We start from the raw sequence: 15,474 nt of genomic DNA, 5'->3' as shown, positions 1-15,474 counted from the left end.
CAAATTGTAAATTCTCTTCAACATTAAAGAACCTACCATCAATCGTATTGGCATTGAGGGTTTCCCAGTATTGGAATAAAAATCTGCAAACTCATCTTCAAAGTATTTCCAATCAATTTTGTCGCCCAATAACGCTAACTCATGCCTTAAATTGATGAACTCCTTAAGAAGAGGTTTAAATAAGTCTTTCTGATGCTGTGAAGGTGATTTTCCAATCATTTATTGCAAGGTTTTCTATACAAGATAGTGATTTACTTGCAATTAAAGACATCCAAAAAGAGCTTATTTCAAGCGTAAAAAACTGAAAAGAAACAACTTAAAGATTTTTTAAGGAGCGACTAGTTAACAAGCCATTATTCAGCATCTCCTGACCCTGCGCTTACATCAAGGTATATACTAGGATTAACGTAGAAATGAAAAATTGTTCAAGGCACCGATTTAGGGAATGGCTAATTTGTATCTATTGCAAGGGGTTCCTTTGTTTTTTTAATGATGTTACACTTAATTTCCCCTATTCCCAGGTCTTATATAGTAAGTTTTAATATTCCAGAAGTCCGCACTCCGGGTCTTATTTCGCCCAGGGGCAAGTATATTTCGTCTTCCCAAACCAGCGCATTGGTTACTATTTGCGGCAAACTAGGCAAGCTTCCGGCCTTGGTCCACTCATCATTTTTTGTATCGTAGGACCAAAGAATTCTAGAAAAGGAAGTTGCCCGCAACAATGCCATACTTTCTTTTTGCAAGGCTTCTTCTTTTTCAAGAAGTGCTTTCTGAGGATAGGCAAGGGAGGTTTTAATCGCCTTAATTTCAAGTTCTAATGCTTGTCTTTTGGCCAAATATTGTTGTTCTCCTCCTGCGCCACCAAAAACAAGAATTTGCGTATCCTGCATGGCTAGTACAGGAGCTGCTCCTATAAATCCACCTTCTAACCCTGGAGTGTAATTGGTGGGTACATCTTTCCTTTTAGTCCATTTTTTGTCTTGGATATTATATTCATGGACATCAGATAGCATTACAGTGTTTGGACTAGCATCTTTCTGAAAGGAAGCACCGCTCATAACATACAAACAATCATATGTACCATTGTTTTGGCCAACTACAACCGCTTGGGTCCTACCAACTCCAGGGAATTGGCCAAGAGACTCCCATTGTTGCTTTGTTGCATCCACGGACAAGTCTAATGCAAATATAGTGTTGCTAGCGTTCCCCCCAATTTCTTGTTGTCCGCCAACCACATAAACGACATTACTGATGACACAGGACGACATATTGCATAATGGCACTGGCAGCTCGGGCATTTCGGCTACCACAATATTTTTTTGCTCACTGTCCCATGAAAGGCGAAAGACCTCCCTAAAGACCTCCTTACCATTATCGCCACCTATACAAATGATTCCATTGTCTGTAGATACAGAAACTCCGTAACCTATAGGACGCGGTAGTTTTACAGCTATCTTTTGTACCCAATGATAGCCATTATCATCAGATTGAAGCGCATAAATAGTATCGTACCATACTTTTTTTCCACCTTCCCATAAATCCTTGTCGGGAAAATTAGCTCCACCAGCAATGATCATGAGTCCGTTATGTATTCCGCTAAAACAACCGTTCAGGCCTTTTTCAACAGGAATATTGGCAACTGTAGTACCTTCCATAGGTTCATTATTTTATGATAATTATTAAATAACTTAAAATCAGCCGAAACGGAATACTTAACGCACTATTCTATAACAGCAATACTATTGCTCTTTATTTTTAAATATCAAACTAAATAGGTAACCAAATCCAAAACAAGAAGCCACTCCGATTAAAGAATACATTAAAAAGTTAATAGGCGTATATACGCTTATGTACCATAATAGTATTCCACTTAGGACCAAACCTATCAAGGTTCCGGTTGCGTTGGCGCGTTTTGTAAGCATTCCTAATAGGAACATTCCACCGAGTCCTCCTGTGAACAATCCCAAAAATCTATAAAACTGATCCCAAAGCGACTTTATGTTGGAGTTGGCCATCCACAAGGCAAGAATCACCCCGATCACCCCTACTATTACAGTGGCTATACGGGCCACCTTTAGTAGTTTTACATCACCTATTGTTGGATTATAACGCTTGTATAAATCGTTACAAAAGGCTGTAGAAACCGAGTTTAAGCTACTACTAATACTGGACATGGCCGCCGAAAAAATTCCCGCTATCAATAGTCCCGAGACCCCCACTGGCAGCTCTTTAACAATATACCAGGGGAAAAGAGAATCGTTGTTGGAAATGGCCGGAGAAAGATGTTCTGGCATTTCAGAATAATAAATAAAGAGCAAAGAGCCGATGCCGAAGAATATAATCGTGGCCGGTAAGGTCATAATGGCATTGGTATACAAGGTTTTTTGAGAATCTTTTATACTCGAACTCGTCAAATAACGTTGCACAATGGTTTGGTCAGTACCTTGAGTAACCATGGCCGAAGCCAGCCCCCCAATAAACACCACCCAAAAAGTAGAATCGGTAAAATTGAGGTCGAAGTTTACTATATTAAATTTTTCCTGATCGGAAACATAGGTGATCATATCGTTAAATGGCATCTCGGTATGCAATAGTACCCATACGATAGCTACAATACTTCCACCCATCAGTACCACGACCTGTAACACATCGGTCCAAATAACCGCTTCTATACCCCCAAAAGTGGTATAAAGCACACATAGTAGTCCCATTAAAAGGATACAGGTTTCTACAGAGATACCGGTTACTATGGAAATAGCCAAAGAAGGCAGCAATAATACAATCCCTATCCTTCCTAATTGGAATAGAATAAAGGAAATACTTCCGATTGCCCTGGCCAAATAATTAAACCTTCGCTCCAAGTATTCATAGGCCGTAGAAATATGTAGCTTATTGAAAAAAGGAATAAAAATAAAGGCGATTACTGGGGTAATAGCAATAGCGGCAATGTTTAGGAGAAAGAAAGACCAGTCCGTAATAAAGGCCTTTGCTGGGATCGCCATAAAGGTAATGGCACTTAACAGGGTTCCAAAAACACTCAAGCCCGATGCCCACCACGGAATACGTCCACCTCCTATGAAATAATCGTCCGTAGATTTTTGTTTTCTAGCAAAATACACTCCGATCAACAAAGATATCAGCAAGTACAATACCAATACCCCATAATTCAGAGCCCCAAAGGCATGGGTAGCCTCAAATACTTTTAAACTATACACCTTGGGTGTTCTGATGCCAGGCGACACTTCTCCCGACACCAAGAGTATGTCATCGGCTTCCTTTATTCCCAAGGTGGTCACCGGTATCTTTATAGCTAAGGTATCGTATACAAACCACTTTTTGGTGATGCTGTTATAGGCGATCACTTCCTTACTGAACCCAGGGTGGTTATTTAAAATGTTATCTCTTTTAGCGATTAAACTTTGAGCAATACTATCATTTTCTTCGGCATTTATCTTTAAAGCCAAAGACTCGAGTTGATCGAATAATATTTCGTCAGAACCACCGTAGACCAAAATCCCCATAGATCCACTGCTCTCGGCCGTTGCCCCCATGAGCACCCTAGCTTTCCCATCGATCATTAAGTCGCCTTCCTCTATCCAGTTTTTCTTTTGTAGGTCATAAGAAAGATAGCTGGTCAAGGCTTGGGATTTTTGTCCCTTTACCTGGTTTCTACCTCCAATTAAGAATATGTTTTTTGAATTTGAAGTTTCCTGGACTGCCATGGCGTGCACAGCTCTCGGGGCTCCAGGAAAATCTTTCAGTTTTTCCCAGCTTCCTTTTTTAGAAACATCCAAGCGGTAAAAAGAATTAGTACTGGCTTCCTTGTTCATCCCTCCGGCAACATACACGTAATCGTCTACCAAAACGGCGGTAGTATAGGCCAATGGCTCTGGCAGATTGGGATAATCAATGATATCGATATCCTTTTTGTCACTATTATAGGCCAGTAAAAAGACCTTGTCGCTTACGAGCTCCTTGTTGTCTCCTCCGATGATCAAGACCCCATCTTCGGTAGACACGGATGCACCATACCCCAAGGGCATGGGTAGCTTTTCTGAAGACAACCGCCAGGTATTGTTTTCTAAAATGTAAATAGACTGATGCCATTTCTTGGCCCCACCCTTCCATGGTAGCCCAGAAGGGAAGTTTGCACCCCCACCCACAATAACTATATCTTTATGTATTCCTCCCATCATTCCCGCATATCCCAAGGATACTTCTCCAGAGACTTCGGCAGGCAAACTAGGTACATTGTTAATTTGTATTTTTGATGCCTCTTGTCCAAATAAAAAGGACGAAAACAAAATAGTGATGACCAGTGAATATAAAATTCTAGTTACTTTCATAATAAAAAATGATTTCCGTGACTTTTGAAGGGACAAGATACTAAAACAAGTATTATGTATAACATATAAAACTGATTTTATTTTAACATCACTTTCTATTACTGAATGCCTTAAGAGAAATCCCTACAAAAAACAGTCTATGATATAGGGCGTCACTACAGCGGTAACAATTCCGTTTACACACATGGCCAGTCCGCTATAGACGCCGGTTAACTTGCCCTCTTCCAAGGCTCTTGCCGTTCCAATACCATGCGCGGCGGTCCCCAATGCGGCACCTAAGGCCGATTTACTGGTAATTCCCATGAATTTTAGAATAGCTGGCCCAAAGGCATTGCCGAAAATACCAACAAGAATAACGATCCCAGCGGTAATTTCCGGTATTCCCCCAATCATTTTGGAGACTTCTATAGCAATAGGTGTAGTAACGGATTTTGAAGCTAGGGACTTTACAATAACCAACGGCACATTAAAGAGCAATAAAATAAGGACTACACTAACAATACTCATAAGACCACCTACGATAACCGCAATAAAGAAGGGAATGAAATCGTTCTTTATTTCCTCGTATTTTTCATAAAAGAACACGCCCAGGGCCACGATGGAAGGACCTAGAAAAAAAGTCAATAGATCCCCGCCCTTATTATAGGCCTCTATATCGATCTTAAAAACCACCAATACTACAATAATAGACACTGTAGCCATCAGCACTGGATTGAAAATGGCCAAGGGTATTCTTTTTCTAAGGGCATTGGCCCCAAAAAAAGCTAACAATGTAATAAAGACGCCAAAAATCGGACTTTCGAACAAATTATCCATTTTTACCGAATTTTTGAAGAATGATAGCAGTCAGATATAAAGTGATCACGGCACTAACCACTACCGCTATGGCAATATATGCCCAAAAGGCTTGAATAAGTTGATAATATGCCAGTAAGCCAACCCCGTAAGGAATAAAAAATAACACCAAATACTTAAGAAGTTTATCCGAGGCAGGTTTCACAGCGCTGAGCTTGATCAGCTTAAATTTTAAGGCGAAAAATATTAGAAACATCCCCACAATATTCCCCGCGATAGGTATATGAAGAACCTCCTTTAAAAATTCCCCTAAAACTAAAAAAGAAAAAATATACAAAAGCGATTTTACCATGGTTGTTTGGGTGTATTAGGTTTTAAATACAGTTTGCAAGAAACATTTTTAAAATTAAAAACTCCCGTTATTTCTCAGAAAATTAGCGAGGAATAACGGGAGTAACAATAATGTCTCCTTATCTAAGAATTAGCAGCATTAAATTAGAATACGTATAGGGTAACCCCTAATTATTTTTTAGAGGCTTGCTGTTTTGCCTCTATATTTTCAAAACTTTTCCAGCATTGAAACATAGCTCTAGGCACGTGGAAACATCCTTTCCATTTCCCTCCTTTTAAGGTCAGCAAGGGTTTCCCTTCCCTATTGAGATACCCAAACCACTCCCCATTCTCGGCATCGGAGAAATGAGACCAGGCATATGTGTGTACCTTTTCGTACCATGCCCATATTTTTTGATCTCCGGTTTGTTCATATGCCTTGGACAAGGCTACCAAAGTTTCTAAATGTACCCACCATAGTTTTTGATCCCATTCTAGTTGTTGCACCGGTTTCCCTTTGGCGTCCAGAAAATAGAAAATTCCACCATTTTCTTCGTCCCAACTATATTCTAAAATATTTAGGATGACCTGGGTCGCTTTTTTTATAAGGTCCCTATCATTTTTTCGAACCCCTATATCAATCATAAACCACATGGCCTCTATACCGTGGCCTGGATTCAATAGTCTGCCATTAAAACTATCATCAAGAGAACCGTCGGGCATCACAAATTCATAAATGATACCAGAGTCTTTTTGCAAAAATACCTCCATGACCTCTTGTACACTGAAGTTGATGGTTTTTTCTATTTCCTCCTTATCCAACACATCTTCTAGCTCTAAAACCAGGTTAGACAAGATCATCGGCAAGGAAAAACCCTTTAAAGGCCTAGCATTGGTGTTTTTTTCATAACTTCCCTTTGGGTTGTCCTTTTTCTTTAGAATATTGAAATAAGTTTGCTTAGCCAGTGCTTTTATTTCTTCGTCTCCTGTAGCTTTAGCATATTGGCTAAAAGCCATGGCAGCGAAGCAGTCCGAAAATATATTATAGGGCTGTACCAAGGGCTTTCCCTCCTTGGTCACCGAAAAATAAAAATTCCCATCCTTATCCATTCCGTGATTTCTGATAAAATCTATTCCGGATTTGGCAATTTCCAACCATTTTTCATTTTTCTCTACTTTGTTATAGAGCATAGAAAATGTCCAGGCTTGCCGCCCTTGGAGCCACATAAATTTATCCGTATCATACACTTCCCCTTTTTGATCGAGACAGGTAAAATATCCGCCATTTTCTAGGTCTAGGGAATGTTTTTCCCAAAACGGTACCACATCGTTTAGCAAGGTATGCTTATATAGTTCTGAATATTTCATTTGGATTATTTATGTTATACATAATACAAATCTAAAAACTTTTCTTATATTACAGTACTTCTTTAGCGTTAAATACTTAAGAATATAAAAAAGACCGTTATCATTATTAATAAGATTCTTACTTTTGTCATTCGCCAATCGATTTTCGATAGTAATCGACAAAAGAAAATGCAACCCTAAATATGAGTAAGCTACCATCAATAAAGCCATTAGAGAACGTATCCTTAGTAGACAAGGTAGAAGCCCGTTTATTGAAATTTATCAAAGAGAACAATTTAAAGGCCGGAGATTCTGTTCCCAAGGAAATGGAGTTTGCAGAATCTTTAGGAGTTAGCAGGACTGTTGTACGCGAAGCTTTTTTAAGATTGCGGACCTTGGGGATCATTGAATCTAAAAAGCACCGCGGGATGATTATTACCAATCCCGATATCATGAATAATTTTGAACGTATGCTAGACCCTACCCTACTAGGGTCTGATACGCTGAAAAATTTATTTGAATTACGATTGATTTTAGAAATGGGGATGGCCGACTTTCTTTTCCAGCACAAAACGGAGAAGGATATGCAGGAGCTCGAAGAAATTGTAACCTTAGAAGAAGAAACCAGCTACAATAAAAACGCCTTCTCATTGGACAAGGAAATTGCTTTTCACGGCAAATTATATGAAATGTCTAAAAATGATATTTTAAAGAAATTCCAGGATCTTTTACTTCCTGTATTTGAGTATGTACACCTTAATGATCCCAACTTAAACGACTACGAATACTCTAGCGGACAATTTGTTACCCACAGAATGTTAATGGACAATTTAAAGGTAGGGACACCAGACACTTTCCGGGTAGCCATGCACCGCCACCTGGAACCTCATTTTGACAAGATTTTTAATAAGAAAATAAAATAGCGGCAATAGCCGTTATTTTTTTGATCATTTTCAAAGCTCGAAACACCTTTAGCTACTCATTTTCTCGTTAGCTTATAGATTCATAGGTAGCTATTGATTGTTTTTTAACGGTCATACTTCGGCTGCGCTCAGTACAAGCATGTAATTCGCCTAGCTAAATTCATATTTGCGACCAGTTTCTGGTCATGTTCATTTCAAATTCCCAATGAACTTCCCTGCTTAATGTTGACCGTTTTTAGACATTAATTTGATTATTAAAGATAAGGAGTTTTCTTTTCTCTATTTCTTATAGCTATTGTTTATTGCTAACTGCTTATTGTAAATTGATATGGGCCCCTTACTACAAATGCAAATCGTTGCATTTCCTTCTCGGTCCTCTCTTCTCTATTTTCTTTTCTCTTTGAACTTCCCTGACTACTGTTCACCGTTCACTGATTACTTTTTTTCATTGTTTATTGCTAATTGTTAGCTGTTAATTTGAAATCCTCGCGTTAGGGACCGCAGCGGCATCCCCGCAGCGAAGCAAGGGATATAGCGGAGTGCCCGCCCGACGAAGGAGGGAACGCCCAAAACTTTTTAATAGGGACTATAGGGCCATACATTGATAAGTCAAAGATTCCACTTTTTTTTGACTTAACCCCAAAAAAAACAGCTTTAACCTTGGATGGCTAAAGCTGCATTTTTTATTTACTTTCTTCTCTTACTTTCTTCTTTTCTTAGAAGGCTTTTTATACTTATCATCTCCGTCTGTCAACCACTTCAAAGAAAAGCTTACAAATGGATTTTTAGTATAATCGTCCTGCTCAAAGAACAATCCAATATCACCATTTTTTAAGATAGTCATAGAAGAATAAGCAGATCCCCCGCTATAGATGGTCTTTCCTTCGGACCATGTTTTACCTTCATCGTAACTAATACGCACGGTCATATTCTGTCTTCCCTTTTCCATTTTGGCGTTCGAGAAAAGCAAACGGTTTTTCTTGTAACCGTCCTCAATAGAGGTATATCGTACGATACTAGCATTACAACCTGGATCTATTAACTGTGGCTCTGGAGTAGTAGTCCACGTTTTACCCTGATCCTTAGAAAGGTGCACATAACGCATTCCGCCTTTGTTTACCCTAGCATTGATCATCCAAGTACCATCGGCCAATTCCATAACCTTAGACTCATCAGCTGGCTGAATAGGCGTATCGATAAGGTACCAAGACTTTCCATGGTCGTCACTGGCGAATAAATGCAAGCCGCTATTTAGGTTTACCATAGTATGCAATAACTTTCCGGATCTTGTTTGTATACCACGTCCTGAAGTTATGAATTTAAAGTCCTTATGCCATTCTGGTTTGGCAATTTCCGCAGTAATATCTCTTGGCTGTGACCAAGTCTTTCCGTTATCGGAGCTCGTTACTACGTGGAAATAATACACATCCTTCTCCTTGTCCAAATCCATATAGTTATAAAACATAAATATCTCATTGGTTTCGGCATCTACGATCATAGAAGGATCGGAAGCAGACTGTCCGTATGGCAGGTTTACCACAGTTTCGGTATCGGTCCATGTTTTTCCGTTATTACTACTTCTTTTAATAACGATATTAATATCCTTGCTCCACTTTAAATCGCCACATCCTGGTACTCTTTCATCAATAGCGGCAATAAGATCGCCATTGGGTGCCGTTACGATAGCCGGAATTCTAAAACAAGCAACACCTTCTACGTTGGCTGCGTTAAATAGGTCTTGATATACCTTTACGCCATCGGCAATCTTGTGTGTTTCTGTTTGCGCCTGTAGCACCATAGAGGCGCAAATTAACAATCCGAAAAAAATCTTTTTCATACTCAACATGATAAATTTAATTTATATAATAATAACTGTTCTTACTCGTACATTTCATTAAGATCGGTGGCAGCTAGGCTTTCTAAAAACTCGCCTATATTTTGAACCGATATATCAAAAAAGGCCTTTCCGTTTTCCTTATTGGCCAATGTCGGATTTCCCACGCCAGTATCCTCGGTTACTTTTGTCCATTGCCGTTGTGCGGTCACCCAACCTTCTTTTAATCCTTTTATTTTAAAGGATTTCGCTTCTCCAGAACCCGCTTCTTCCAACGGCAATACCAGCTCTGGTGTCAAATGCATTACCACGGCAGTTTCGAGTTCCCCGGCATGATCTCCAGGCTCCTTAAAATAGTCTTTGGCATCGGTTGTATTCCACCAATGGAGGGCACAAACAAACACCTGTGGAAAAGCAATACTCAACTCCCTGATAAATTGTTTAAAATTGTTACCTCCATGCCCGTTGACAATAACAAGTTTACCTATGTTATGCGCTGCCAATACTTCTACGACATCCTTTAATACGGCATATTGCGTGCTCGGACTCATATTCATACAAAGCTTCACGTCCATTTGCCCTGTGTTTACGCCAAATGGGATGGTGGGCAACACTATGGTTTTAGCTCCTTTGCTCCACGCTAATGCTGCCGCTGCGATAGCTACATTTTCCGATAGAATATTATCCGTTGCATAGGGCAAGTGATAATTATGTGCTTCGGTAGCTCCCCAAGGCAATATCGCTACCTTATAATCCGTGTCTTTTACAGATTTCCAATTGTTGTCTGCCAATACATAAGGTCTAACATTCTGTGCCATAAATTAATTTTTCATTTCCTTAAGACTTGTTTCTATCTCGATCTTAGCCGGTTGTAAACATCTCACTGCTATTAAAAGTACCTGCTTAAAACAAAGTTAATTTAACCTTTATTTTCACCTTATAAATAAGGTTTTCATCACACTTTCGGACGTTTTTACAAGGTCGCCCGAGCAGCCAAACAGCTGCGTTGTTTACATCAATTTACCAATGGTTTTATGACCCTTTTCCATCGCTTGTACCCCTTAGGACTTAAATGCAATCCGTCATAGGTATATTTTGCCTTTAATTCTCCTTTTGAATTTCTAAAAGCACGGTGAAGGTCTATATAGCTCACCCCCATTTCCTCTGACAGCGTTTCTAGTCTTTTATTGACTAATGATATAAGCTGCTGATTGCTTTTATGCCCCGAAAATTTATCGCCCACCTGTGGATTTACCGGAAGAATACCCTGTACGAATATTTCCGTATCCGATGACGCCTCCTGGATCTCGCGCAACAATACAGCTATATTTTCTACAACATCATCGGCAGATTTCCCCCTGGCCAAATCGTTGGTCCCAACCAGCAGGAAGATTTTCTTGGGTTTGGACGAGGTCACTTCTGATAGTCTATTTAAAATACCGTCGGTAACATCACCACTAATACCTCTGTTGACAACGTTTTTATTTGGAAACAGTGCTGACCAGTCACCCGCTTCGGTAATACTGTTTCCTAGAAAAATAATTTCACCCTCCGTATCCGGGCTATTCTCGAACATTGCCTTTCGTTGGTAATAATGCTCAGAATATTTTTGGGCATACATGGCAACCGTAAAAAAGCAACAAAGGACAAAAACTAAAAACTTATTCATAAGGTAACATATTGATTTATAACTAAAAAGAAGCATCGAAAATTAAATCCTTCACTTCTCGTACATTCCTTCCATTTATTTCGACCGGAACACACGTAAACATCCATTTCCATGAGTTTCCTCCATGTGGAATTTTTATCAAAACGGTATTCCATCCTTTGTTTAAAGCAACAAGGGTCGGTTTTCTATAAAAGTAATCTTCATCGATAAAGGGAATTTCGTCCGTGGCCGATCCTAAATTTGGCTGTTGCCAAACCGGGGGTGCTATTTCCTGATCGTTCACCCATATTTGTGGTTCGGTAAAATGCCACTGCCCTATTTTAGGGGTTGGCCCTCCCCTTCTACCTCCAGAACGCGACCATCCCTGAAATCCTATCCAAAATTCTTGTGACCTATTATCGGGAGCGTAAATCCTCGTATAGGCATAATAGGTTCCCGATTTTTCTTCCGTAAAAGCAGGGAAGTTAAAGAAGTGCTTTAAATGCACGGTACCCCCTACAGCATCGTCGTTCCATTTGTATTCCTTCCCGTCATGCTCGTAGGTTTGTTTGATCTCTTCTTCTACCGGAAACTTCATAGCAAAATCGCCTTCATGGTCAAACGGACCAATAATTTTCCAAAATTTATCTGTTTGCCGGATATAAGGAAATTCTTTATCCTTAAAATATAGCTCTCTATGGACAAGAACTTTTTCTTCAAATTCCTTGAAGTCCATGAATTCTGCCGTATTTTTTGCCGGTAATTTTGCCCAATATTCTGGATAATCCTTTTCTTTTCCTCTCCAAATGGCTTCGGAATAAAATACAAGGGACGGGTAAATAGGGTTTTGTTTTAGAATATCGCGCTCCTCCAAAACATTGTTGTCGGGCCATGCTCCTAAAATTCCACCCATAGCCAAAGAATCTCCTTTTGGCTGCCTAGCGGGCTGTTGGAAAAACAATCGGGCCATGCCCGCAAAAGGATCTAGGTGATTGATATAATTACTTCTAGAGTCTATAAAACGATGGCCTTTTCGTCCTTCATGGTATGCCCACAATTGGTTGATGGAGGTACTATCTTCCGGAATAACAATACCCTCTTTCCAAACAATAACTTCCCTGTTCTTGTTTTTTACATGCTCCATAATAGCCAAGATCATTTCATCTTCGACATACTCGGCTTCGTTTCTAACTTCATCGGTTCCTATATGCACATAGGGCATCTCTTTTTCGCCGGCCAACCCCATTAACTCGTCAAAAAGATCCAAAAGAATAGGAAGTACTCTTTCATCTTTCATGGTCTTTATTCCCAACCCCCTTCTAAAGGCATCGGTATGTCCAGGAATATCAAATTCCGGAATTACGGTAATATAACGAGCTTTACAATAGGCCAAAATTTCCTTAAAATCTTCCTGAGTATAGTATTTGCCCACCCCTCTACTAAAGGCCTCATCGGACTGTAATTGGGGATACAGCTTACTTTCTAAACGCCATCCGGGATTATCGGTCAAATGCCAGTGAAAAGTATTGTATTTATATAGGGCTAGGATATCAATTTGCTCCTTTAGCTGCGCTACACTTTGAAAATTTCTTCCCGTATCGTGCAAAAGGCCTCTGATTTTAAAAACCGGCCAATCCCTTATTTTTATTTGTGGCAACATCCACTGCCCCTGCTCCTTTCGCAGTAGTTGTTTAAAAGTCTGTAGCCCATAAAAGGCGCCTTGAGGAGTATAGGCAGTAATCACAACTTCTTTCCCAATTTTTAAGGTATAGCCTTCTTCTTTTTCGGAAGCTTTAAATTTATCGCTTTTTATCAGCTTTACCACCAATCCTTTTTTACTTATAGCGATCTCTTCTGCTGTAAAAAACGGTGCTAAGGACAAGCCTTCATTTAAAAACGCATTCCCTTTTATATAAACGGACTTAAATCGTACTTCTTTTTTTCCATATTCCAATTCCTGTGGCGTGGGAATTAGAGGATACTTTTCTTCAAGAGAAGTATTTATAATCTGATTAGCATAGCCTGTGAAGGTTAAAATTAAAAACAAGCTTGCGTAAATAGTACCTAAAACCTGAAAGGCCACCTTTTTTTTTACAGGGGGCTTTTTTTCATCGGAAAATTTTAAGTTCCTCTTCATAATCTTTTCTTTGGTATGGTTAAGTTTAATTGGTCAAATTTGAGAAGGTTGCGGTGGGCAACCTCCCTTTATTGGTTAGATTGCCATCGGTATAAGAAGTGTATCCGTATCTGACATATCTAGGGTTTTTTATTTTTTTAGAGGTAAGCAACAGGACATTCTTTCTGATTCTAGCCTTGGCAGGAAAAAAAACCTTATCGGCACCGGCAATCTGAATGTCGCGCAGTTCATCCCCATCTGCGGTCGTTAGACCTTCTTTAAAAAGAAAATGCACTTCCAAAGTATCGTCTTTTACGTTGACAAAATCGAACAACGATCCAGAATATGGTATATTCATCCCATAATTTTTTGCCAATGCCGTTTTGGCCAATCGGTTTCCGAGCACCCATTTTTGTTTGGGATGCACATCGGTGGGGTGTCCTACATCCGAAGACACTACCATTCCTGTATTAGGAATAGCCAATAATTTTCTTTGAGAATCCCTAAACGCCCCCCAACCAGGCCTATTGATACTGCTAAGTTGCACAAAATTAAATGGCATATCTGGATTATTCCAATGATTTCTCCAATCGCTCACTAGGAGTTTAAACAATCTAGAGTGAAGTTGCGCCCGTTCCGCGTTAGATTCGCCCTGGTACCAGATAACACCTTTGATAGGATAGTTTTTTATGGGATTTATGCCCGCATCGAACAGCATGGTAGGATCAAAGGGATGTCTTGCCTTAACACCCAACTCCCGCATATTCTGCATGTTTTTTTCCTTCCGTTCATTTACCCATGGCTGCACAAGAGGGTGCAAATGCGTATCGTTTAGCAAACTAATGGTTTCATGGGTGGTTTCCATAGCCTCCCTACTGATCCAACTTTGAGTGGTAGCCCCACCAACGGCGTTACATATAATCCCTACAGGAACATTTAATTGCTTTTGAAGATGATAGGCATAGGAATAGGCTACGGCAGAAAAATTGGCCAATTTCTCCCCCGAAGCTTTATTCCAGCCAGATGCTTCAAAGTAATTGGCTGCATTACAATTTTGCAGTTCCTCTTTGGAAAAACTATGATCAGAGGTCTGCGCCTTGGCATCCATAGAAAACAAAAAAACATCGGGATTTAAGGAATCTTTTAAAATAGTATGCCCCTGCTCGTCGTCTCTGACCTTAAAATCCATATTAGACTGTCCGGACGCCAACCATACCTCCCCTACATATACCTCGTTAAATTTAACAGCCCCCGATTTTTTAGAATCTATAATGAGTTTATATGGGCCTCCCGCCTTATGTGACGCAAACTGAACACTCCACTCCCCATGAACAGACACTTTTGTTTGTTGTAATTCCCCATTAAAAGTAACAATCATCTCGTCCAAGGCATTGGCCGATCCGTGGACAACTATGGGCTGGTTTCTTTGAAAAACCATGTTTTCGCCAAACAGCAAGGGTAGCTTTATGCCTCCATAATCCCCACTGATATAGCGATACATTTTATTGGCAATAATAGCCGCCCCTTCTTTGGCGGGGTGCAAATCGTCGGCATAGTATTCTGGAAATCTATACAAGGGTTCATGCAAGTCAATTACATCAACCCCGGCTAGATCTTTCACTATTTCTATTTTAGCTTGAATTTCTTGATAATTTTCGCGCATCCCTTCTTCAAACCAATGATGACCAGAAAATGAAGGACTCATTTTGGAAATCACCACCTTTGGCCGTGAAGGCAGATCGCGATAAGCCTGAATAAAATCTAAATAATCCTGTACAAACTCTTCCTTATGATCGGGCCAATTATTATTCCCTTGGTCATTTAGTCCTAGATGAATAATCACCAGGTTCGGCATAAAGGATTTAGACGCTTCAAAAACCGGCTTTTCCCAATACGGCTTATGTCCGTTTTTTAGCAGTGTTGCCCCAGGATACCCAAAGTTCATCACCTCATAATCATCTCCCAATAGTTCCTGCAACCGGTAGGGATAGGAATTCACTTCACGCTGTTCCACTCCCGTACCATAGGTCACACTATTTCCCACACAAGCGACTTTCACCTTTTGCGCTTGCAAGGAAAAAAACAGAAAAAAACCAATCCAAACTAGATTTCTCAAGACAATAAATTAAAAGGCT

At 39.9% G+C, this 15,474-nt stretch carries 11 protein-coding genes and 1 pseudogene; 1 reads left to right on the top strand and 11 read right to left on the bottom strand.

Annotated features, from left to right (window positions below):
• From BUA16_RS08415 to BUA16_RS08390, 6 genes and pseudogenes are all read right to left on the bottom strand, one after another.
• Window positions 1-219: pseudogene (locus tag BUA16_RS08415) on the bottom strand (IS5/IS1182 family transposase); the annotation flags it as partial.
• Window positions 220-524: 305 nt separating this feature from the next.
• Window positions 525-1,655: a Kelch repeat-containing protein gene (locus tag BUA16_RS08410; RefSeq protein WP_072764309.1), complete on the bottom strand. Its 1,131-nt coding sequence runs from the start codon at window positions 1,653-1,655 to the stop codon at window positions 525-527.
• An 84-nt stretch (window positions 1,656-1,739) separates the two neighbouring features.
• Window positions 1,740-4,346, bottom strand: a complete 2,607-nt coding sequence (locus BUA16_RS08405) for a sodium:solute symporter family protein (protein ID WP_072764308.1) — start codon at window positions 4,344-4,346, stop codon at window positions 1,740-1,742.
• 123 nt (window positions 4,347-4,469) lie between these two features.
• Window positions 4,470-5,162 carry an LrgB family protein gene (locus BUA16_RS08400; RefSeq protein WP_072764307.1) on the bottom strand — a complete coding sequence of 231 codons (693 nt, stop codon included), beginning with the start codon at window positions 5,160-5,162 and terminating at the stop codon, window positions 4,470-4,472.
• Entirely contained in the window at window positions 5,155-5,493 is a 339-nt protein-coding gene (locus tag BUA16_RS08395) for a CidA/LrgA family protein (protein ID WP_072764306.1), read from the bottom strand. Before BUA16_RS08395 ends, BUA16_RS08400 begins: the two co-directional genes overlap by 8 nt.
• 170 nt (window positions 5,494-5,663) lie before the next feature.
• Complete coding sequence (locus BUA16_RS08390; RefSeq protein ID WP_072764305.1) at window positions 5,664-6,839, bottom strand: n-acyl-d-glucosamine 2-epimerase; 1,176 nt, start codon at window positions 6,837-6,839, stop codon at window positions 5,664-5,666.
• 182 nt (window positions 6,840-7,021) lie between these two features.
• On the opposite strand from BUA16_RS08390, the gene BUA16_RS08385 reads away from it, so the two are divergent.
• Window positions 7,022-7,741, top strand: coding sequence for a FadR/GntR family transcriptional regulator (locus tag BUA16_RS08385; protein WP_072764304.1), 720 nt, complete (start codon window positions 7,022-7,024; stop codon window positions 7,739-7,741).
• Window positions 7,742-8,441: 700 nt separating this feature from the next.
• On the opposite strand, the gene BUA16_RS08380 is transcribed toward BUA16_RS08385, so the two are convergent.
• From BUA16_RS08380 to BUA16_RS08360, 5 genes are all read right to left on the bottom strand, one after another.
• The gene (locus BUA16_RS08380) at window positions 8,442-9,578 is read right to left on the bottom strand and encodes a sialidase family protein (RefSeq protein ID WP_143150476.1); all 1,137 of its coding nucleotides are present in this window, start codon (window positions 9,576-9,578) and stop codon (window positions 8,442-8,444) included.
• Window positions 9,579-9,619: 41 nt separating this feature from the next.
• A complete protein-coding gene (locus tag BUA16_RS08375) occupies window positions 9,620-10,393 on the bottom strand; it encodes a creatininase family protein (RefSeq protein ID WP_072764302.1) in 774 nt (257 codons plus the stop codon).
• A 197-nt stretch (window positions 10,394-10,590) separates the two neighbouring features.
• On the bottom strand, window positions 10,591-11,244 hold the full coding sequence (locus BUA16_RS08370; RefSeq protein ID WP_072764301.1) for an SGNH/GDSL hydrolase family protein: 654 nt from the start codon (window positions 11,242-11,244) through the stop codon (window positions 10,591-10,593).
• A gap of 22 nt (window positions 11,245-11,266) precedes the next feature.
• Window positions 11,267-13,360, bottom strand: coding sequence for a family 20 glycosylhydrolase (locus BUA16_RS08365; protein WP_072764300.1), 2,094 nt, complete (start codon window positions 13,358-13,360; stop codon window positions 11,267-11,269).
• Window positions 13,361-13,385: 25 nt separating this feature from the next.
• On the bottom strand, window positions 13,386-15,455 hold the full coding sequence (locus BUA16_RS08360; RefSeq protein ID WP_084668460.1) for a GDSL-type esterase/lipase family protein: 2,070 nt from the start codon (window positions 15,453-15,455) through the stop codon (window positions 13,386-13,388).
• Window positions 15,456-15,474 lie beyond the last annotated feature (19 nt).

The sequence above is a fragment of the Arenibacter nanhaiticus genome (assembly GCF_900141935.1).
Classification (GTDB): domain Bacteria; phylum Bacteroidota; class Bacteroidia; order Flavobacteriales; family Flavobacteriaceae; genus Arenibacter; species Arenibacter nanhaiticus.
The sequence above is the reverse complement of the archived record's forward strand: the minus strand, read 5'-3'. Positions and strand labels throughout refer to the sequence as shown.